Source organism: Rubrimonas cliftonensis, from assembly GCF_900107585.1.
GTDB classification, from domain to species: Bacteria; Pseudomonadota; Alphaproteobacteria; order Rhodobacterales; family Rhodobacteraceae; genus Rubrimonas; species Rubrimonas cliftonensis.
Map to the genome: position 1 here is coordinate 148,223 of NZ_FNQM01000002.1, position 18,474 is coordinate 166,696.

The window sequence follows — 18,474 nt, forward strand, 5'->3', positions numbered from 1 at the left end:
CGCCTGCGGCGCGGCGGCGGGCGCGGTAGGGCTGGGCGCTAGACCTGCGCGGGGTGCTCCGCCGCCCAGTGGCGGGCGATGTCGAGCCGACGCGTGATCCAGACGCCCTCCTTCGCGGCGACGTAGTCGAGAAAGCGCGCCAGACCCGAGGCGCGCGCCGGGTGGCCGACGAGCCGCATGTGCAGGCCGACCGACATCATCTTCGGCGTGCGGGCGCCTTCCTCCCACAGCATGTCGAAGCCGTCCTTGAGGAATTCGAAGAACTCCCGCCCCGTCGCCATGCCGCCGCGCCCGAACTTGGCGTCGTTGTGGGTGAGCGAATAGGGCACCACCAGATGCGGTCTGCCCCCGACCTCGGTCCAGTAGGGCAGCTCGTCGTCATAGGCGTCGCTATCGTAGAGGAAGCCGCCCTCCTCCGCGACCAGCCGGCGGGTGTTCAGGCTCGGCCCGTAGCGGCAGTACCAGCCGAGCGGACGCTCGCCCACGGTCGCCTGCAGCGAGGCGACGGCGCGGCGGATGTGCTCGCGCTCCTCCTCCTCGCTCAGCCAGTAATGCTGCACCCAGCGCCAGCCGTGGCAGCAGACGTCGAAGCCGGAGGCGGCGACGGCGGCGGCGGCCTTGGGGTTGCGCTCCAGCGCCAGCGCGCAGCCGAACACGGTCATCGGCAGGCCGCGCTCCTGAAAGAGCCGCATGAGCCGCCAGAAGCCGACGCGCGAGCCGTAGGCGAACATGCCCTCGCCGGCGAGGTCGCGCCCCCGGACGTCGGGGTCGAGCGGCGCCTCGGTCAGCGCCGTCTCGGTGTAGCCCTCGCCGTCCTGGAACGACGGTTCGGAGCCCTCCTCGTAATTCACCACGAAATTCAGCGCGACGCGGGCGCCGCCGGGCCAGCGCGGGTCGGGCGGCGCGTCGGCGTAGCCGATGAGGTCGCGGCGGCTGTGGGTGCTGTCGTCCATGGCGGTCATCCCCTCACAAGAAACGGCTCGACGTCGACGAACTCCTCGTCGCCAGGGCCGCCGTCGCGCCACATCAGCACCGCGAGGCTCGCCGGCGCGGCGAGCAGCGTCAGCGGATGGTGCCAGACGTCGGCGCCATAGGTGACGCCGACGCCGCCCTCCGCCAGGAACGCCCGCGCGGCGGAGACGTCCGGGCCGCCCTGCGGCGCATGGGGCGCGACGATCACCAGCATGGCGAGGTCGCCCATCGGCACGAAGCTCTGCGAGCTGAACTGGTGGCGCTCCATCCGCCGCGCCTCGACGGGCAGCGACGCCGCCGCCTCCACGCGCGAGAGCGAGAGCGACGGACGCGCCGCCTCGCGACGCGACGCGAGCGCGCCCTCGAAGAAGGCCCGTCCGGCTGATATCGGCGGGACGAGCGGCTCGCCGAACGGGGCGAACGCCGCGGCGGTCAGCGGTTCGATGGAGATGGCGCGCATCGGCACGTCCCTGCAGCTTCGGTCGCCACAGCGGGCGCCATCCAGCCCGCCGCGTCGATAGCTCTGGCGATGTCCCCGGACGCATGGACAGAAATTGATTAAATTTTCAGCCGCCAGCCAAATGGAATGCCATCTTTTGGCTAGTTTCCTCCCAGTGCCGGCCCATGGGCTGAAAATCGTTGCAAGGAATCGCCCGCCGCTTTGCGACTTGGGCTGATTGGATCGGAAGCGGGATCGCAATGGCCGATGGCGGCGCAGTGACGGAGGCCGGCGCGACGCACGGGGTCAGCCTCGAAGTCGACGCGGTAAGCCACGAGTTCGGCGCCTATCGGGCGCTGGACGACGTGTCGCTGCGCGTCGAGCCGGGCGAGGTGATGGCGCTGCTCGGCCCGTCCGGCTGCGGCAAGACCACCCTGCTTCGGGTGATCGCGGGCTTTCTGGCGCAGTCGCGCGGCGCGGTGTCGGTCGGCGGCGTGCGCGTCGACCGGCTGCCGCCGGGGCGGCGCAACATCGGCATCGTGTTCCAGAACTACGCGCTGTTTCCCCACCTGACCGCCGCGCAGAACGTCGGCTACGGGCTGGCGGCGCGCGGCGCGGCGCGCGCCGAGATCGCGCGGCGGACCCGCCAGTTTCTGGAAGTCGTCCGAATGGAGGCCTACGCGGAGCGGCTGCCGCGCGAGCTCTCCGGCGGCCAGCAGCAGCGCATCGCGCTGGCGCGCGCGCTCTGCGTCAGCCCCGGCGTGCTGCTGCTCGACGAGCCCTTCGCCGCGCTCGACAAGAACCTCCGCCTCGACATGCAGATCGAGATCAAGCGGCTCCAGCGCCGCTTCGGGCTGACCGCGATCCTCGTCACGCACGACCAGGAGGAGGCGATGAGCGTCGCCGACCGCGTCGCGGTGATGCGCGGCGGGCGTATCGAGCAGCTCGGCCCGCCGGCCGACGTCTACGACCGGCCCGAGACGCTGTTCGTCAACAATTTCATCGGCTCGACAAATCTCCTGCCCGGCGCCGTCGCGGCCGACGGCTCGGTGCGGCTCGCCGCCGGCGCGACAGTTGCGCCGCCGCGCCCCGCGCCGGCCGGCGCCCGCGTCGTCGTCTCGGTGCGGCCGGAGGACGTGACGCTCCACGACGCGCCGGCGCCCGACCGGTTTCCGGCCCGCTGCCGCCTCAGCCTGCCGCTGGGCGCTGTCACGGTGCTCGATCTCGAAGCGGAAGGGGGCGCCGCCGTCAAGGTCGTGCGGCTGCGCTCCGCCGAGGGGCCGACGCTCGACGGCCCCCTCTGGTGCGGCGTGCGCGAGGGCGCGCGCGTCTCGATGTTCGCGGAAGACAGCTAGAACCCGACACGCAAGGAGACCGCCATGACACGACATCTCTTCAATCGCCGCGCCGTCCTCGGCGGGGCGGCGGCCGCGACGGGCGTCGCGCTCTCGGGGCTGCCGGCGCGCGCCTCGGGCGACGTGATCGCCGCGATCTATCCCGGCTCCTGGGAGGAGGCCTTCCGCAGCATCGTGGGGCCTGCGCTGACCGAAGCTTCCGGCGTCAACCTCGAACTCGATCCGCTCTATGCGGTCGACCAGATCGCCAAGGCCCGCGCCGCCCGCGGCCTGGCGCCGTTCGACGTGTTCGTGCTCGACCCCGGCCCGGCGGCGAGCGGCATGGAGATGGGCCTGTACCAGCCCCTCGACATGTCGAAGCTGAGCAACGCCGCGAAGCTGCCGCAGGTGTTCGTCGACGACTTCAGCATCCCCGTCGCGGCGCAGGTGGTCGGCATCGCCTACAACCCCACGAAGGTCGCCAAGCCCGCCGGCTGGGCGGACCTCTTCAAGCCGGAATTCGCGAGCCGGCTGGGCCTCACCGGCTTCCAGACCACCTTCGGCACGACCTCGCTGATCGAGATCTCGAAGATCTTCGGCGGCTCGGAGACCGACGTCGCGCCGGCGATGGAGAAGATCAAGGAGATCCTGCCGCAGGTGGCGGCCGTGGCCCAGCCCTCGGCGATGGCGGGGCTGTTCCAGCAGGGCCAGATCGACCTGATGTACACCAACACCCAGACGGTCGCGACGCTCAAGGGCCGCGGCGTGGACATCGAGTTCGCCGTCCCCGAAACCGGCGCCATCGCCTTCGTGACCACCATGCACATCGTGAAGGACGCCGAGAACGTCGAGAACGCCTACAAGTATCTCGACACGGTGATCAGCGCCGGCGTGCAGGACAAGCTGATGCAGGCGCCGTTCAACTTCATCCCCGTCAACGGCGACGTCGACCTGCTCGACACCCTGCCGATGGCGTCGCTCGACGAGATGAACGGCTTCGTCCGCCATGACTGGACGAAGATCAATCCGCTGCGGCCCGGCTGGATCGAGCAGTTCAACCGCGAGGTCGCGGCTTGACCGCAGCCGCCTCGGACCTTCGCGCAGGCGCCGTCGCGCGCCTGCGCCTCTCGCCGCCCGAGTGGCCGCTCGTGGCGCCGCTGGGGCTGATCTTCGTCGGCTTCTTCCTCGCGCCGCTGGCCCTGCTGGTCTGGACCAGCATGCACGCCGACGCGGAGATGACGCGCCTCGGGCCGGAGAGCTGGATGCGGTTCCTCGGCGACCCTTTCTATCTCAAGGTCGCCGCCGACACGCTGCTGCTCGGGCTCAAGACGGTGGCGCTGACGCTGGTGCTGGGCGTCGCCATCGGGCTGATATTCCTGGAGGCGTCGCCGGCGCAGCGCACCGCGCTGCTCTTCATCATCATCCTGCCGTTGCTGCTGTCGGTCGTGGTGCGGACCTTCGCGTGGATCGTCATCCTCGGCTCGGAGGGCGTGGTCAGCAACGCCGCATTGGCGCTGGGCCTTACCTCGGCGCCGTTCTCGCTGCTGCAGACCGAGCTCGGCCTCATCATCTCGCTCGCCCAGATAGAGCTGCCGCTCATGCTGCTGCCGCTGCTGTCGGTGATGGGGCGGATCGACCCGAACCTGCTCGACGCCTCGCGCGCGCTGGGGGCGAGCCGGTGGCGCACGCTGTGGCGGGTGATCCTGCCGCTCAGCGCGCCGGGGCTGACGGCGGGCTGCCTGCTGGTGTTCGCAAGCTCCACCGCCGCCTTCATCTCGCAGTCGGTGATCGGCGGGGGGCGGCTGATCTACATGCCGCTGGTGATCTGGCAGCAGTCGATCGTGGTCTACAACTGGCCCTTCGCCGCGGTCGTGTCGCTGTGCCTGCTGATCTCGGTGCTCGGGGTGATCGGCGTGATCCACTGGCTGGGGAGGCGCGTCCGTGCGTAGGATCCATGCGCCCGCCGACGCGCTCTACGCCGCGGTGGTGGGCCTTCTGGGGCTTATCGCGCTGGCGATCCTCGTCGGGCCGGTGCTCGTCGTGCTCGCAGTCTCGTTCACCAGCGAGCCGAGCCTGCGCTTCCCGCCGCAGGGCTTCTCGCTCAGATGGTACGCCGCCCTGATCGACCCGGCGCAGTCCGGCCACATCCACGAGGCCGCGCTGAACTCCGTCACGGTCGCGCTCCGGGCGGCGGGCGTCGCGACGCTGGTCTCCGGCGCGGCGGCGCTGTGGCTGCGCACGCGCAGCGGCCCTGCGGGACGGGCGGTCGACCTCGCCTTCATGTCGCCGCTGGTGCTGCCGATGCTCTCCTTCGGGCTGGCGGCGCTGATCCTGCTGACGACGATCCGCGTGCGGCCGACGCTGTTCTGGCTGTCGGCGGGGCATCTCGTGGTCGTCGCGCCCTATGTGCTGCGCACCACCGCCGCGAGCCTCAGCCAGCTCGGCCAGCCGCTTCTCGACAGCTCGGCGAGCCTCGGCGCCAGCCGCCTCTACACCTTCCGCCGGATCACGCTGCCGATCATCGCGCCGGGCCTTGCGGCGGGCGCGTTCCTCGCCTTCATGGCGTCGATGGACAACGTGCCCGTCTCGCTGTTCCTGAGCAGCGCGCGCACCGACATGCTGCCGATCCGGCTATGGGGCATGATCGAGTCCAGCCTCGACGTGCGGGTGGCCGCGGCGTCGGGCGTGCTTGTCGTCTCCACGACCCTGCTGCTGCTCGCCATGAACCGCCTCGTCAACCTGTCGAGACGGATCAGCCGCTAGCGGACGGGGGCTCGGTCCCGGTCCATCGCCACCGCCGCGGCGTGGGCGGCGAAGCCCTCGTAGCGCGCGAGCGCGTGGGCGTGGCGGGCCATCTCGGGGTAGGCGGCGGCCGTGACGTAGCCGACCGAGCTGCGCTTCATGAAGTCGGTGACGGAGAGCGGCCCGAAGGACTTCGCCCAGCCCCCGGTGGGCAGGACGCAGTTGGGGCCGAGAACGAAATTGCCCAGCGTGATCGGCGTGCGCCGACCCAGCAGCACCTCGGCGGCGTTGACGATGCGGCCCAGATGCGCGAACGGCTCGTCCGAAAGCACCTCCAGATGCTCCGGCGCGTAGTCGTTGACGAAGGCGTAGGCGTCCTCCAGCGACGCCGCCAGCACGACGCCGCCGCGCGGGCCGCCAAGCACGGTCGAGACGAAGCCCGCGCGCTGCTCGGGCAGGGCGGCGATCAGGCCGGGCAGGGCGGCCAGCGCGCCTTCCGCCACGGCCCGGTCATGGGTCACGAGATAGGCCGAGCTGTCGGGGCCGTGCTCGGCCTCGATCATCAGGTCGGCGGCTGCGAGGCGCGGGTCAGCCGTTTCGTCCGCGAACACGATCGATTCGGACGGTCCCGCCGGCAGGCCGGTGTCGATCCGCCCGGCCAGCAGCCGCTTCGCCGCGACGACCCACGGGCTGCCGGGGCCGACGATCTTGGCGGCTTTCGGGATCGGCCCGGCGCCGAAGGCGGCGGCGGCGACGGCCTGCGCGCCGCCGGCCTTGAACACGCGACCCACGCCGGCCTCGCGCGCCGCGACCAGCGTCGCGGCGTCCACCCCGCCCTGAGGCGTCGGCGGCGTCAGGATGCAGGCCTCGGGAACCCCGGCCACCATGGCGGGCACCGACGTCATCATCGTCACCGACGGAAACGCCCCCTTGCCGCGCGGCACATAGAGCGCGACGGACGGGATCGGCGTCCAGCGGTCGCCGGCGAAGGCGCCTGGGCGGACCTCCTCCAGCCACATCGGTTCGGGAAGCTGCTTCTCGTGGAAGCGGCGGATGTTCGCGACGGCGTAGCGGATCGCCGCGATCACCTCCGGTTCGACCGCGCGATAGGCGACCTCGAAATCCTCCTCGGTCGCCTCCAGCGCGCCAAGCTCGCCCGTCACGCCGTCCAGGTCGCGCGCGAAGCGGCGCAGGGCGGCCTCGCCCTCGGTGCGCACCGCCTCGATGATCGGGGCCGCGCGCTCCAGCACGTCGCCGAGTTCCTGGTCCGCCCGCAGCATCAGCGCCGCCCGCGCCGCGCCGTCCATGGCGCCCAGTTCGTGCAGGTTCACGCGCAGCGTCATCGCTCGCCCCCTCATTTGGCCTTCAGGAAGATGTCGAGCCCCACCAGCCGGTCCAGCGCCCAGATCGCCGCCGCCGCCGCCAGCACGAAGATGCTGGAGACCGCGGCGAGGTCGGGCGTTATCACCGCCCGTATGGAGTTGTAGACATGCACCGGCAGCGTGACCGTCCGCGCATCCACCAGCAGCAGGCTCACCAGGAACTCGTTCAGCGCGAGGATGAACATCAGCAGCGCCCCGGCGACAACCCCGGGCGCGACCGCCGGCAGCGTGACCAGCAGAAAGGTCTGCGCCGGCCCCGCGCCGCAGTTCGCCGCCGCGCGCTCCAGCTCCGGGTCGAGCCCGTTCACGCTCGCCGCCACCGCCCAGATCATGAAGGGCAGGTTGATCACGCAGGCCGCAAGGCCCACCGGCCAGACCGCGCCCAGCAGGCGAAGCTCGCCGAACAGCAGCATCAGCCCGATCCCCGAGCCGATCAGCGGCACGGTGAAGGGCAGCAGCAGGTAGAGCTGGATCGCCGTCGCCCGCCTGAACCGCCAGCGCGCCAGCGCCACCGCCGCCAGCGTGCCGGCGGGGATGGCTACCGCCGTGCAGACCGCCGCCACCTCCAGCGAGCGCAGGAAGGCGCCGCGCAGCGCCGTGCTCGACAGCACCTGCCCGTACCAGCGCAGCGAGAAGCCCTCGGGCGGAAAGGCGACGATGTTCCCTGCGGTGAAACTGGCGCCCAGCACCACCAGCGAGGGCGCCGCGAGAAACGCCGCGGCCAGCGCCGCGACCGTCCAGTGCAGCCAGCCGCCCCTCACCGCGCGCCCCTCACCGCGCGCCCCTCACGCCCAGCGCGGCGACGCCCGCCGCGGCCAGCAGGACGCCCGCGACCGTGGTGCCCGCCAGCGTGAGCAGGAGCGTGATCGCCGAGCCCAGCCCGGCGTCCGACGTCCGGAAGAACTGGTCGTAGACGAGGTTGGCGAGGAAGTCGTTGGTCCCGCCGCCGAGAATGGCGGGCGTCGCGAAATCGGTCAGCGTCAGCGTCGCCACCACCAGCGCCGCGGCGATCAGGCCGGGGAGGGCCATGGGGATGACGACATGCAGCAGGGCGCGCGGCCAGCTCGCGCCGCAGCTCTCCGCGGCGCGCTCGACCTCCTCGGGAATGGCGGCCAGCGCCGGGGCCAGCATCAGCACCGCAAAGGGCAGCATGTACTGCACCAGCCCGAACAGCACGGTGGGATACTGGAACAGCATCCGCCACGGGCCGAGGCCCAGCGCGCCCAGCGCCTCGTTGGCCAGCCCCTCCTGCCCCAGCACGATCAGCCAGCCATAGGCGCGCACGACCTGCCCGATGAAGAAGGGCAGGAACAGCCCCACCAGCAGCAGCTTGCGCAGCCGCGCCGAGCGGGTCCGCGTCATGGCGTAGGCGTAGGGGAAGGCCAACGCGAGACAGATGATCGTGACGACCGCCGCGGCGAGCAGGCTGCGCCGCGCCGTCGCCCAGAACGCGCCCGACCCCAGCGCCCTGGCGTAGTTGGCGAGCGACCAGTCCTCCGACAGCCGGTAGGTGCGGAAATCCATCTCGCGCAAGCTGGCGTCCGCCATCACGCCGAGGCCCCAGAGCAGCAGCGCGACCAGCGCCAGCGCGGGCGCCAGCAGCGCCCATTTGACCGCTCCCGACGCCCGCGCCGGCCACAGCGCCGCCAGCCCCTCGATCGCGTCGAGCAGCCGCCAGCTCAGCGGATAGGCGGGCCCGCCGCCGCGGGCGGGCCCGGTTTCGGGACTGGTCTCGGGTCCGGTCGCAGGTCCGAGACCGGATCCGGACTGCGGCCGCGCGTCGGGATCGGTCATGCGCGGCTCAGCCCTGCATGATCTCCTTGAACTTCGCGAACCATTCCGCGGTGTGCTCGGCCTGGATGCGCGGCGGCACCAGCAGGAGCTTCGCGAAGTCGGCCTCGGTGGTCGGATAGCTCGGGTCGCCTGCGAGATCGGCCGGCGGCGTCAGCCCCGGCGCGACGCCCGGCAGACCCAGCCCGTCGAGCCACACCTGCTGCGCCTCCAGGCTCAGCGCGAAGTCGATGTAGCGCTTGGCCCAGTAGAGCTCGTTCTCGGGCAGGCCCTTCGGGATCCACATGCCGTCGGTGTCGACCTTGGCGCCCTCCTGCGGCACGGTCCACGCGACGTCGACGCCGTTGGCGCGCGCCTCGCGGGCGTTGGAGCTGATGGTGCAGGCGACGTCGATCTCGCCGTTCTGGAACCAGGCCGTGAAGTCCGGATCCTCGCCCAGCAGCGGCTGCTGGTCCTTCAGCTTCGCGATGAACTCCCAGCAGGCGTCCATGTCGCCGGGGATGTCGGCCAGCGTCCCGCCGCCGGCGATCTGCGCGGCGGGGTGGAAGCCGATGCCGTCATTGTAGAGCGCGACGCGGCCCCTGAACCTCGGGTCGAGCAGCACGTTCCACGAGGTCGGCGCGCCGTCGGGGAACGCCTCGGGCCGGTAGGCGAGCACATAGACATAGGCGTAGGTGTTCACGATCGGCACGCCGTCGAGCCCGATGGGTCTGGCCAGCGGCAGGACGTTGGCGAGGTTCGGCAGGTCCGAGATGTCCTCGCACGCGCCGCGCAGCGCCGAGCTGGTGGCGTTCGCGGTCGTGTCCCAGTTGATGTGGATCGGCGGGATGCGGCCCTGATCCACCGCCGCCCAGATGCGCGGCTTGATCTCGTTGTCCTCGGTCAGGTCGTGGCGCACCGCGACGCCGGTCGCGGCGGTGAACGGGTCGGAGACGCCCTTCTTCAGGCTGTCGACCCACACCCCGCCCCAGGCGCGGACGATGATCTCGGCCGGCTTCTCCGGCTCCTGCGCGCGCAGGCCGAAGGGCAGGGCCGACGCCCCCCCAAGGGCGGCGGCGGTGGTCAGCAGGCGGCGGCGGCTGAGGTCGGTCATGCGGTTCTCCCTGTCGTTGGCGTCAGTCGGCGTCGAAGAGGATCATGTCGTCGCGCGCCCAGCCCGCCGTCACGGCGGCGCCGGGGGCGTGGCGGGCGTGCGCGCCTGGGTCGCGGTCGATGGCGCGCAGGCGGGCGCCGCCCATGGTCGGCAGGCGCAGTTCGTAGAGGATGCGGTCGCCCTCGAAGATCGCGTCCTCGACCAGCGCAGGCGCCGCCGCGTGGCAGCCCGCCGGCGTCGCGCCGGCGCCGGCCAGCCGCACCCGGTCGGCCCGCAGCGACCCGCGGGCGCGGGCGCCCGGCGCGGGGGCGGCGCGGCCCGCCGGCGCGCGGCCCGGCAGTGTCGCGCCGGCGATCGCCAGCGCCGGCCCTTCGGCGGCGACGCCGTCGAGAAACGCGCCGACGCCGAGGAAGCCGGCGACGAACGCGTGCGCCGGCTCGCGCCACAGCGTCTCGGGGTCGGCGTCCTGCAGGATGCGGCCCTGGTCCATCACGATCACCCGGTCCGACATCACCAGCGCCTCGCGCTGGTCGTGGGTGACGTTGATCGTGGTCACGCCCAGCTCGCGCTGGATGCGGCGAAACTCCAGCTGCATCTCCTCGCGCAGCTTGGCGTCGAGCGCGGCCAGCGGCTCGTCGAGCAGCAGCAGCTCCGGCTCGAACACCAGCGCGCGGGCGATGGCGACGCGCTGCTGCTGGCCGCCCGACAGCTCATGCGGCCGCCGCGCGCCGAGCCCGTCGAGCCGGACCAGAGACAGGAACCGCGCGACGCGCGCAGGAATGTCGCGCGCGTCCCAGCGGCGCATCCTGAGCGGAAACGCCACGTTCTCCGCCGCCGTCATGTGCGGAAAGAGCGCCAGGCGCTGGAACACCATGCCGACCGAGCGCCGGTGCGGAGGGATCGCCTCGACGGGGCGGCCGTAGAGCCGCAGCCGCCCGGCGTCGGGCGCCTCGAAGCCCGCGATCAGCCGCAGCAGGGTGGACTTGCCCGAGCCGGACGGGCCGAGGACGGTGAGGAAGCGGCCGGCCTCAAGCCGGAAGCTCGCCTCCGCGAGCGCGGCCACGTCGCCATAGCGCCGCGACACGCCCTCCGCTTCGACCGCCGGCGCGACGGATGGTGCAGCGCTCGTCGGCTTCATGGTCGGACCCCGGAGATGCCTGAATCATGTTCGCCGCCTGCGCACGGGTGTCAACGCCGCGCGCGGCCTAGATCGATGCGAGGTAGCCGCCGTCCACGCCGAGGCACTGGCCGGTGACGTAGGCCGCCGCGTCCGAACACAGGAACACCGCTGCGCCGCCGAGATCCTCGACCGCGCCGAAGCGGCCCATGGGGATCCTGTCCAGCATCGCCGCCGACCAGTCCGCGTCGGCGTAGAACGGCTCGGTGAGCGCGGTGCGGAAATAGCCGGGCGCGATCCCGTTCACCCGCACGCCCTGGGGCGCCCATTCCGCCGAGAGCGCCCGCGTCAGGCCCAGCAGCCCGGACTTCGACGCCGTGTAGGGCGCCGCCGTCGGCACGCCGACGAAGGACGTCAGCGAGCAGACGTTCAGGATCGCGCCGCGACGGCCGCCGGCGATCATCGACCGCGCCGCGGCCTGCGCGAGGAAGAAGGCGCCGCGCAGGTTGACGTCCACGATCCGGTCCCACAGCGCCTCGTCGACGTCGAGCGACGGCCTGACCTCCTCGACGCCGGCGTTGTTGATCAGGATGTCGAGCGGACCGAGCGCGGCCTCCGCCGCCGCGATCGCCGTTTCGGCGGCGCCCGCGGCGGAGACGTCGTGTTCGAGGGTCTCGGCGCGGCGGCCGGCGGCGCGGACGGCGGCGGCGGCGGCGTCCAGCGCGCTCCTGCCGCGCGCTGTGAGGGCCACGTCGGCGCCCGCCTCAGCCAGCGCGACCGCGAGCGCGGCGCCGATGCCGCGGCTCGCGCCGCTGACGAGCGCGCGGCGGCCGGCGAGGTTGAAGGATGAAGCGATCATGCCGGGGCGACCTCTCTGCTGGCGCGGAGGGATCGGACGACAGCCTGGCTCCCGGCGTCAAGGCTCGACCGACGCGCCGCCGCGCGTCGGTCCGAGGGGGTCGCAGGCCCCGCCCGCCGCGTCAGGCTCGGGGGTCCAGCAGCTTGGCGAAGACGGCGTTGCGGGTGACGACGCCGGCGAGCGCGCCGTCCGCGACGACGCCGATGGGCCGGTCCGCGTCGATCAGCGCCTGCATCACGTCGGCGATGGGCGTGTCCGGCGTCACGCTCGTCTCCGGCGTCGCGCCGTTGGCGGCGGTCATCACGTCGCGGGCGCAGAGCACGCCGAGCGGGTTCATGTGCGCGACGAAGTCGGCGACGTAGTCGTTGACGGGGTTGGAGAAGATCTCCTGCGGCGCGCCGTGCTGGATGATCCGCCCGCCCTCCATGATCGCGATGCGGTCGCCCAGCTTGAACGCCTCGTCGAGATCGTGGCTGACGAAGATGATCGTCCGCTTCAAGCTGCGCTGCAGCTCCAGCAGCTCGTCCTGCAGCCGGGCGCGGATCAGTGGGTCGAGCGCCGAGAACGGTTCGTCCATAAGCAGGATCGGCGCCTCGGTGACGAAGGCGCGCGCGAGGCCGACGCGCTGCTGCATGCCCCCCGACAGCTCGCCCACCTTGCGCTCCGCCCAGTCCCTGAGGCCAACCAGCGCCAGCTGTGCGTCGACGCGCGCCTCGCGCTCGGCCTTCGGCGTTCCGCCGAGCTCGAGCCCGAGGCCGACATTCTCGCGCACCGAGCGCCATGGCAGCAGCCCGAACTGCTGGAACACCATGGCGATGGCGTCCAGGCGCATCCGGCGCAGGGTGCGGGCGTCGGCGTGGGTGACGTCCACCATCTCAGCGCCGTCCCGCACGCGCACCGCGCCGCGCGCCACCGGGTTCAGCCCGTTGACCGCGCGCAGCAGCGTCGACTTGCCCGAGCCGGACAGCCCCATCAGCACGAGGATCTTGCCCGCGCCGACCTCCAGCGTGCAGTCGTGCACGCCCAGCACCTGCCCCGTCGCCGCCTCCACCTCGGCGCGGCTCCGGCCTTCGTCCATCAGCGGCAGCGCGGCGGCGGGGTCGTCGCCGAAGACGATGGAGACGTTGTCGAAGGCGACCGCGGCGTCCATCAGCTTCTCCTCCCGACATGCAGCATCCGGTCCAGCATGATCGCGACCACGACGATCACGAAGCCCGATTCGAAGCCGAGCGCGGTGTTCACCTGGTTCAGCGCGCGCACCACCGGCACGCCCAGCCCGTCCGCGCCCACCAGCGCCGCCACCACCACCATCGACAGCGACAGCATGATGGTCTGGTTCAGCCCGGCCATGATCTGCGGGAAGGCGTAGGGCAGCTCCACCTTGAGGAGCGTCTGCGTGGGCGTCGCCCCGAAGGCGCGCGCGGCCTCCAGCAGCGGCTGCGGCGTCGAGGCGACCCCGAGATAGGTCAGCCTTATCGGCGCCGGCAGCACGAAGATCACCGTCGCGATCAGCCCCGGCGTCATGCCGATGCCGAAGAACACGATGGCGGGAATAAGATAGACGAAGGTCGGCAGGGTCTGCATCAGGTCGAGCACCGGCCTCAGATAGCCGTACATGCGCGGCCGGTGCGCGGCGGCGATGCCCACCGGCACCCCGATCGCCATGCACACGACGCAGGCCGAGAGCACCAGCGTCAGGCTCTCCGTCGTCTCCTCCCAGTAATCCTGGTTGAGGATGAACAGGAAGCCCAAGCCGATGAACAGGCAGGTCTTCCAGTTGCGCTGGAGCGCCCAGGTCAGCGCGACGAAGGCGGCGATGACGATGAGCGGATGCGGCGTCTGCAGCACCCAGAGGATGCCGTCGATCAGCGCGTCCATCGCGTCGGAGAGGCCGTCGAAGAACCAGTCGCCGTTGTCCCGCAGCCAGTCGAAGACCGCGCTTGCGGTCTTGCCGACCGGGATCTTGGCGTCGCTCAGCCACTCCATGGGCGGTCTCCGTGCGGGCGGGTTCGGGGGAGGGGGCCGGCCCCGGGCGCGCCGGAGCCAGTCTCAGGGCGTCGGCGGGGCTCAGAGGCCGAGTTCGGCCCTGACCGCGGCCAGGCCGTCGCCGCTGTCGATGGTCGTCACGCCGTCGAGCCAGCCGTCGAGAACCTGCGGGTTCTCCTTGAGCCAGGCCAGGGTGGCGTCCTCGGGGTCCTCGCCCGCGTCGAGGATCTCGCCCATGATGCGGTTCTCCATGGCGAGGGTGAACTTCATGTTCTTGAGCAGCCGCCCGACATTGGGGCACTCGTCGACGTAGCCCTTGCGCGTGACGGTGTAGACCACGCCTTCGCCGCCGAAGAAGTCCTCGCCGCCGGTGAGATACTTCAGCGAGAAGTTGGCGTTCATCGGGTGCGGCTCCCAGCCGAGGAACACCACAGGCTCCTGCTTCTCGTAGGCGCGTCGCACCTGCGCAAGCATGCCCTGCTCGGAGCTTTCCACGATGTCGAAGCCGTCGAGGCCGAACCTGCCCTCCTCGGTGAGCGACACGAGGTAGGTGTTGCCCTCGTTGCCCGCCTCGATGCCATAGATCTTTTCGTCCAGTTCGTCGCGGAACTTCGCGATGTCGGCGTAGGTCTTGAGGCCGGCCTCCCAGGCGTAGGTTGGCGTCGCGAGCGTGTACTTGGTGCCTTCGAGGTTAACCGCGACCTGCTCGATCGTCCCCCGCTCCAGATAGGGCGCGATGGCGCCGTTCTGCGCCGGGATCCAGTTGCCGAGGAACACGTCGAGGTCGTCGTTCTCCAGCGAGGCGAACGTCACCGGCACCGACAGCACCTTGACGTCGACCTCGTAGCCGAGCGCCTCCAGCACATGCTTGGCGGTGGCGGTGGTCGTGGTGATGTCGGTCCAGCCGACGTCGGAGAACACGACCTCGTCGCAATCGGCGGATGCAGCCGTCGCGGCGCATGCCAGCGCCAGCGCGGACACGGTGGTCCAGACCCTCATTGTCGCACTCCCTGTTGCTTGATGGCGTTAACGCTGGGGGAAGTTGATTGACTAGTCAAGCAATAATCTGCCACCGTGTCGGCGGCCGGTCGCAGGCCGGGCGGCGCGGGAGCGTGGAATGCCGAGAATTGGGATGAAGCCGATCCGCCGCGCGAGCCTCGTCGAGGCGGCCATCGCGGAGATCGGCGACAGCGGGTCGCTCAACGTCACCGTGAGCCGCATCGCGCAGCGCGCGGGCGTCTCCAGCGCGCTCGCGCACCATTATTTCGGCACGAAGGAGAGCATCCTCCTCTCCGCGATGCGCCACATCCTCTCGGTCTATTCGGCCGACGTGCGCGCCGCGCTGGCCGGCGCCGCCGACCATCGCGGGCGCGTCGAGGCGGTCGTCCGCGCCAGCTTCGCGCCTGAGCAGTTCCGCCCTGCGGTCATCTCGGCGTGGCTGATGTTCTACGTCGGCGCCCAGCGCTCGCCCGAGACGGCGCGGCTGCTGGCGATCTACAAGCGCCGCCTGCGCTCGAACCTGCTCGCCGGTCTCCGCCCGCTGGTGGGGCGCGAGGCGGAGCTCGCCGCGGAGGGCGTCGCGGCGCTGATCGACGGGCTCTATATCCGCCAGAGCCTCGCCCGCGGCGCCCCGCCAGACTCCGCGGAGGCGACGGCGGTGGTGCTCGACTACGTCAACAGGGTTCTGGGGAGCCGTCCATGACGCAACCCGACATCCTGATCCTGATGGTGGACCAGCTCAACGGGACGCTGTTTCCCGACGGCCCCGCCGAGTGGTTGCACGCGCCCAACCTGCGGCGGCTGGCCGAACGCTCGACGCGCTTCGCCAACGCCTACACCGCCTCGCCGCTGTGCGCGCCGGGGCGGGCCTCGTTCATGACCGGCCAGCTTCCCTCGCGCACCGGCGTCTACGACAACGCCGCGGAGTTCTGTTCGGCGATCCCGACCTTCGCGCATCACCTGCGCCGCGCCGGCTGGCGCACCTGCCTGTCGGGCAAGATGCATTTCGTCGGGCCCGACCAGCTCCACGGCTTCGAGGAGCGCCCGACGACCGACATCTATCCCGCCGATTTCGGCTGGACGCCCGACTACCGCAGGCCGGGCGAGCGCATCGACTGGTGGTATCACAACATGGGCTCGGTCACCGGCGCCGGCGTCGCCGAGATCACCAACCAGATGGAGTATGACGACGAGGTGGCGCACCACGCCGTCGCGAAGATCTACGACTACGCGCGCGGCCATGACCCGCGGCCATGGATGCTGACGGTCAGCTTCACCCACCCCCACGACCCCTATGTGGCGCGGCGGCGGTTCTGGGATCTCTACGAAAACTGCGACCACCTGCCGCCCGACGTGCCGGCGATGGACTACGAGGCGCATGACGCCCATTCGAAGCGCATCTTCGACGCCAACGACTGGCGCGGCTACACGATCACGGAAGACCACATCCGCCGCGCCCGCCGAGCCTATTTCGCCAACATCAGCTATCTCGACGAGAAGATCGGCGCGATTCTCGCCGCGCTGGAGGCGACGCGGCGGGAGGCGGTCGTGCTCTTCGTCTCCGACCACGGCGACATGCTCGGCGAGCGCGGGCTGTGGTTCAAGATGAGCTTCTACGAGGGCTCCTCGCGCGTGCCGCTGATGATCGCGGCGCCGGGGATGGCGCCGGGGCGGGTGGATGCGCCGGTCTCGACCATCGACGTCGCGCCGACCCTGTGCGACCTCGCCGGCGTCGACCTCTCGGAGGTGTCGCCCTGGACCGACGGCGAGAGCCTCGTCGCGCTCGGCGCCGGGGGGCGGCGCGAGAGCCCCGTGGCGATGGAGTACGCCGCCGAGGCCTCCTACGCGCCGCTCGTGGCGCTTCGCCAGGGGCGCTGGAAGTTCACCCGCTGCGCGCTCGACCCCGACCAGCTCTTCGACCTAGAGGCCGACCCGCACGAGCTGACCGACCTCGCCGCCGACCCGGCCCACGCCGGGACGCTGGCGGCGTTCTCGGCGATGGCGCAGGCCCGCTGGGATCTCGCCCGCTTCGACGCCGAAGTGCGCGAGAGCCAGGCGCGGCGCCGGGTGGTGTACGAGGCGCTGCGCAACGGCGCCTACTTCCCGTGGGACCACCAGCCGCTCCAGCGCGCCTCCGAGCGCTACATGCGCAACCACATGGACCTCAACGTGGTCGAGGAGAACGCCCGCTTCCCGCGCGGCGAGTGATCCCGCGCCGACGCCCCCACCCTCCGACACGCCCCAATCCACCGGGAGACCCGCCATGCGCGACGACACCCCTGCAAGGCCGCTCCGGGCGCAGCCCGCAGCCAGCCACTTCGTGAACGGCGCGCCGCTTGAGGACGCGGCCGGCGCCGCCATCGCGGTGATCCATCCAGGCGACGGCGAAGCCGTCGCCGAGGTGCGCGCCGCCACGCCCGGCGTGCTGGGCGCCGCGCTCGAAGCCGCCGGCGCGGCCCAGCCCGGCTGGGCCGCGCTTGGCGGGGCCGGGCGCGGGCGCATCCTGCGCCGCGCCGCCGACCTCATCCGCGCCCGCAACCGCGAACTCTCGATCCTGGAGACGCTCGACACCGGCAAGCCGCTGTCGGAGACGCTGGTGGCCGACGCGGCCTCCGGCGCCGACGCGCTGGAGCATTTTGGCGCGCTGGCGGCCGATCTTTCCGGCGAGCACGTCCCCCTGCCGGGCGGCGACTTCGCCTACACGCTGCGCGAGCCGCTGGGCGTCTGCGCCGGGCTCGGCGCCTGGAACTACCCGATGCAGATCGCCTGCTGGAAGGCCGCGCCGGCGCTCGCCTGCGGCAACGCCATGGTGTTCAAGCCGTCCGAGACCACGCCGCTTTCGGCGCTGAGGCTCGCCGAGATCCTGCTGGAGGCCGGCGTCCCGCCGGGCGTCTTCAGCGTCGTGCAGGGGCTGGGGGACGTCGGCGCCGCGCTGGCCACCGATCCGCGCGTCGCCAAGGTCTCCCTCACCGGCTCGGCCGCCACCGGGCGGCGCGTCTACGCCGCCGCCGCCGGGCACATGAAGCACGTCACCATGGAGCTTGGCGGCAAGTCGCCGATGATCGTGTTCGAGGACGCGGATCTCGACGCCGCCGTGTCCGGCGCGATCCTCGGCAACTTCTACAGCGCCGGACAGATCTGCTCCAACGGCACGCGCGTCTTCGTGCATGCCTCGCTGCGCGAGGCGTTCCTCGAGCGCCTGGCCGCGCGGATCGAGGCCGGCGTCGTCATGGGCGACCCGCTGGACGAGGCGACGAATTTCGGCCCGCTGGTCTCGGAACGCCAGCGCGGGATCGTCGAGGGCTACGTCGCGAAGGGCCTCGCCGAGGGCGCGCGGCTCGTCTGCGGCGGCGCCCGCGTCGAACGCCCCGGCTTCTGGTTCGCCCCCACCGTGTTCGCCGACGTGAGCGACGCGATGACCATCGCGCGCGAGGAGATCTTCGGCCCTGTGATGGCGGTGCTGGACTTCGAGGCCGAGGACGAGGCCGTGGCCCGCGCCAACGCCACGCCCTACGGGCTGGCGGCGGGGCTCTACACCCGCGACCTCGCCCGCGCCCACCGCGTCGCGGGCGCGCTTCAGGCCGGGATCGTCTGGGTGAACGCCTACAACCTCACGCCCGTCTCGGTCCCGTTCGGCGGCGTGAAGGCGTCGGGCGTCGGGCGCGAGAACGGCCGCGCGGCGCTCGCGCACTATTCCCAGACCAAGACGGTCTACGTCGCCGCCGGCGGCGTGGACGCCCCCTTCTGAGCGAGGCGAGAG

General features: G+C 71.7%; 18 protein-coding genes. 7 read left to right on the forward strand and 11 right to left on the reverse strand.

The genetic code is table 11. The features are described from left to right. Positions 1 to 38: 38 nt before the first annotated feature. Both BLW43_RS03410 and BLW43_RS03415 read right to left on the reverse strand, forming a co-directional pair. Positions 39 to 953, reverse strand: a complete 915-nt coding sequence (locus BLW43_RS03410; protein WP_093249876.1) for a polysaccharide deacetylase family protein — start codon at positions 951 to 953, stop codon at positions 39 to 41. A 5-nt stretch (positions 954 to 958) separates the two neighbouring features. Then, positions 959 to 1,432, reverse strand: a complete 474-nt coding sequence (locus BLW43_RS03415; RefSeq protein ID WP_093248417.1) for an ureidoglycolate lyase — start codon at positions 1,430 to 1,432, stop codon at positions 959 to 961. A 239-nt stretch (positions 1,433 to 1,671) separates the two neighbouring features. On the opposite strand from BLW43_RS03415, the gene BLW43_RS03420 reads away from it, so the two are divergent. Genes BLW43_RS03420 through BLW43_RS03435 form a run of 4 tightly spaced genes read left to right on the forward strand, consistent with a single transcriptional unit; the run spans position 1,672 to position 5,508 of the window. Next, the gene (locus BLW43_RS03420) at positions 1,672 to 2,766 is read left to right on the forward strand and encodes an ABC transporter ATP-binding protein (RefSeq protein WP_093248418.1); all 1,095 of its coding nucleotides are present in this window, start codon (positions 1,672 to 1,674) and stop codon (positions 2,764 to 2,766) included. Between the two features lie 24 nt (positions 2,767 to 2,790). Next, positions 2,791 to 3,822, forward strand: a complete 1,032-nt coding sequence (locus BLW43_RS03425) for an extracellular solute-binding protein (protein WP_093248419.1) — start codon at positions 2,791 to 2,793, stop codon at positions 3,820 to 3,822. Next, the gene (locus tag BLW43_RS03430; protein ID WP_245730906.1) at positions 3,819 to 4,694 is read left to right on the forward strand and encodes an ABC transporter permease; all 876 of its coding nucleotides are present in this window, start codon (positions 3,819 to 3,821) and stop codon (positions 4,692 to 4,694) included. The genes BLW43_RS03425 and BLW43_RS03430 overlap by 4 nt, the downstream gene beginning before the upstream one ends. Next, positions 4,687 to 5,508: an ABC transporter permease gene (locus tag BLW43_RS03435; protein WP_093248421.1), complete on the forward strand. Its 822-nt coding sequence runs from the start codon at positions 4,687 to 4,689 to the stop codon at positions 5,506 to 5,508. The genes BLW43_RS03430 and BLW43_RS03435 overlap by 8 nt, the downstream gene beginning before the upstream one ends. Here the strand turns inward: BLW43_RS03435 and hisD are convergent. The 9 genes from hisD to choX form a co-directional block, all read right to left on the reverse strand. Then, positions 5,505 to 6,830: a histidinol dehydrogenase gene (gene hisD, locus BLW43_RS03440; RefSeq protein WP_093248423.1), complete on the reverse strand. Its 1,326-nt coding sequence runs from the start codon at positions 6,828 to 6,830 to the stop codon at positions 5,505 to 5,507. The two genes, BLW43_RS03435 and hisD, sit on opposite strands and share 4 nt — an antisense overlap. A gap of 11 nt (positions 6,831 to 6,841) precedes the next feature. Further along, a complete protein-coding gene (locus BLW43_RS03445; RefSeq protein ID WP_093248425.1) occupies positions 6,842 to 7,630 on the reverse strand; it encodes an ABC transporter permease in 789 nt (262 codons plus the stop codon). Positions 7,631 to 7,640: 10 nt separating this feature from the next. Beyond that, positions 7,641 to 8,663 carry an ABC transporter permease gene (locus BLW43_RS03450; protein ID WP_093248427.1) on the reverse strand — a complete coding sequence of 341 codons (1,023 nt, stop codon included), beginning with the start codon at positions 8,661 to 8,663 and terminating at the stop codon, positions 7,641 to 7,643. Between the two features lie 7 nt (positions 8,664 to 8,670). Further along, positions 8,671 to 9,753, reverse strand: coding sequence for an ABC transporter substrate-binding protein (locus BLW43_RS03455; RefSeq protein ID WP_093248430.1), 1,083 nt, complete (start codon positions 9,751 to 9,753; stop codon positions 8,671 to 8,673). A 22-nt stretch (positions 9,754 to 9,775) separates the two neighbouring features. Further along, positions 9,776 to 10,891 (reverse strand): ABC transporter ATP-binding protein, encoded by a 1,116-nt coding sequence (locus tag BLW43_RS03460; RefSeq protein ID WP_093248432.1) that lies wholly within the window; start codon positions 10,889 to 10,891, stop codon positions 9,776 to 9,778. Positions 10,892 to 10,958: 67 nt separating this feature from the next. Then, on the reverse strand, positions 10,959 to 11,729 hold the full coding sequence (locus tag BLW43_RS03465) for a glucose 1-dehydrogenase (RefSeq protein ID WP_093248434.1): 771 nt from the start codon (positions 11,727 to 11,729) through the stop codon (positions 10,959 to 10,961). Positions 11,730 to 11,850: 121 nt separating this feature from the next. Continuing rightward, positions 11,851 to 12,879 carry a choline ABC transporter ATP-binding protein gene (gene choV, locus BLW43_RS03470; RefSeq protein ID WP_175478737.1) on the reverse strand — a complete coding sequence of 343 codons (1,029 nt, stop codon included), beginning with the start codon at positions 12,877 to 12,879 and terminating at the stop codon, positions 11,851 to 11,853. Continuing rightward, entirely contained in the window at positions 12,879 to 13,715 is an 837-nt protein-coding gene (gene choW, locus BLW43_RS03475; RefSeq protein WP_093248436.1) for a choline ABC transporter permease subunit, read from the reverse strand. Before choW ends, choV begins: the two co-directional genes overlap by 1 nt. Before the next feature lie 81 nt (positions 13,716 to 13,796). Next, a complete protein-coding gene (choX, locus tag BLW43_RS03480; protein WP_093248438.1) occupies positions 13,797 to 14,714 on the reverse strand; it encodes a choline ABC transporter substrate-binding protein in 918 nt (305 codons plus the stop codon). A 118-nt stretch (positions 14,715 to 14,832) separates the two neighbouring features. Here choX and betI point away from each other — a divergent pair, with 118 nt between their 5' ends. The 3 genes from betI to betB are packed head-to-tail and all read left to right on the forward strand — an operon-like array spanning position 14,833 to position 18,462. Further along, positions 14,833 to 15,417 carry a choline-binding transcriptional repressor BetI gene (betI, locus tag BLW43_RS03485; RefSeq protein ID WP_093248441.1) on the forward strand — a complete coding sequence of 195 codons (585 nt, stop codon included), beginning with the start codon at positions 14,833 to 14,835 and terminating at the stop codon, positions 15,415 to 15,417. Further along, positions 15,414 to 16,922 carry a choline-sulfatase gene (gene betC / locus BLW43_RS03490; RefSeq protein WP_093248443.1) on the forward strand — a complete coding sequence of 503 codons (1,509 nt, stop codon included), beginning with the start codon at positions 15,414 to 15,416 and terminating at the stop codon, positions 16,920 to 16,922. The genes betI and betC overlap by 4 nt, the downstream gene beginning before the upstream one ends. Before the next feature lie 55 nt (positions 16,923 to 16,977). Then, positions 16,978 to 18,462 (forward strand): betaine-aldehyde dehydrogenase, encoded by a 1,485-nt coding sequence (betB, locus tag BLW43_RS03495; RefSeq protein ID WP_093248445.1) that lies wholly within the window; start codon positions 16,978 to 16,980, stop codon positions 18,460 to 18,462. The last annotated feature ends 12 nt before the right edge of the window (positions 18,463 to 18,474 follow it).

Coding starts and splice junctions, on each gene's coding strand:
- BLW43_RS03410 (WP_093249876.1), bottom strand. CDS start 953: ATGGACGACAGCACCCACAGCCGCCGCGACCTCATCGGCTACGCCGAC.
- BLW43_RS03415 (WP_093248417.1), bottom strand. CDS start 1,432: ATGCGCGCCATCTCCATCGAACCGCTGACCGCCGCGGCGTTCGCCCCG.
- BLW43_RS03420 (WP_093248418.1), top strand. CDS start 1,672: ATGGCCGATGGCGGCGCAGTGACGGAGGCCGGCGCGACGCACGGGGTC.
- BLW43_RS03425 (WP_093248419.1), top strand. CDS start 2,791: ATGACACGACATCTCTTCAATCGCCGCGCCGTCCTCGGCGGGGCGGCG.
- hisD (WP_093248423.1), bottom strand. CDS start 6,830: ATGACGCTGCGCGTGAACCTGCACGAACTGGGCGCCATGGACGGCGCG.
- BLW43_RS03450 (WP_093248427.1), bottom strand. CDS start 8,663: ATGACCGATCCCGACGCGCGGCCGCAGTCCGGATCCGGTCTCGGACCT.
- BLW43_RS03455 (WP_093248430.1), bottom strand. CDS start 9,753: ATGACCGACCTCAGCCGCCGCCGCCTGCTGACCACCGCCGCCGCCCTT.
- BLW43_RS03460 (WP_093248432.1), bottom strand. CDS start 10,891: ATGAAGCCGACGAGCGCTGCACCATCCGTCGCGCCGGCGGTCGAAGCG.
- BLW43_RS03465 (WP_093248434.1), bottom strand. CDS start 11,729: ATGATCGCTTCATCCTTCAACCTCGCCGGCCGCCGCGCGCTCGTCAGC.
- choV (WP_175478737.1), bottom strand. CDS start 12,879: ATGGACGCCGCGGTCGCCTTCGACAACGTCTCCATCGTCTTCGGCGAC.
- choW (WP_093248436.1), bottom strand. CDS start 13,715: ATGGAGTGGCTGAGCGACGCCAAGATCCCGGTCGGCAAGACCGCAAGC.
- choX (WP_093248438.1), bottom strand. CDS start 14,714: ATGAGGGTCTGGACCACCGTGTCCGCGCTGGCGCTGGCATGCGCCGCG.
- betI (WP_093248441.1), top strand. CDS start 14,833: ATGCCGAGAATTGGGATGAAGCCGATCCGCCGCGCGAGCCTCGTCGAG.
- betC (WP_093248443.1), top strand. CDS start 15,414: ATGACGCAACCCGACATCCTGATCCTGATGGTGGACCAGCTCAACGGG.
- betB (WP_093248445.1), top strand. CDS start 16,978: ATGCGCGACGACACCCCTGCAAGGCCGCTCCGGGCGCAGCCCGCAGCC.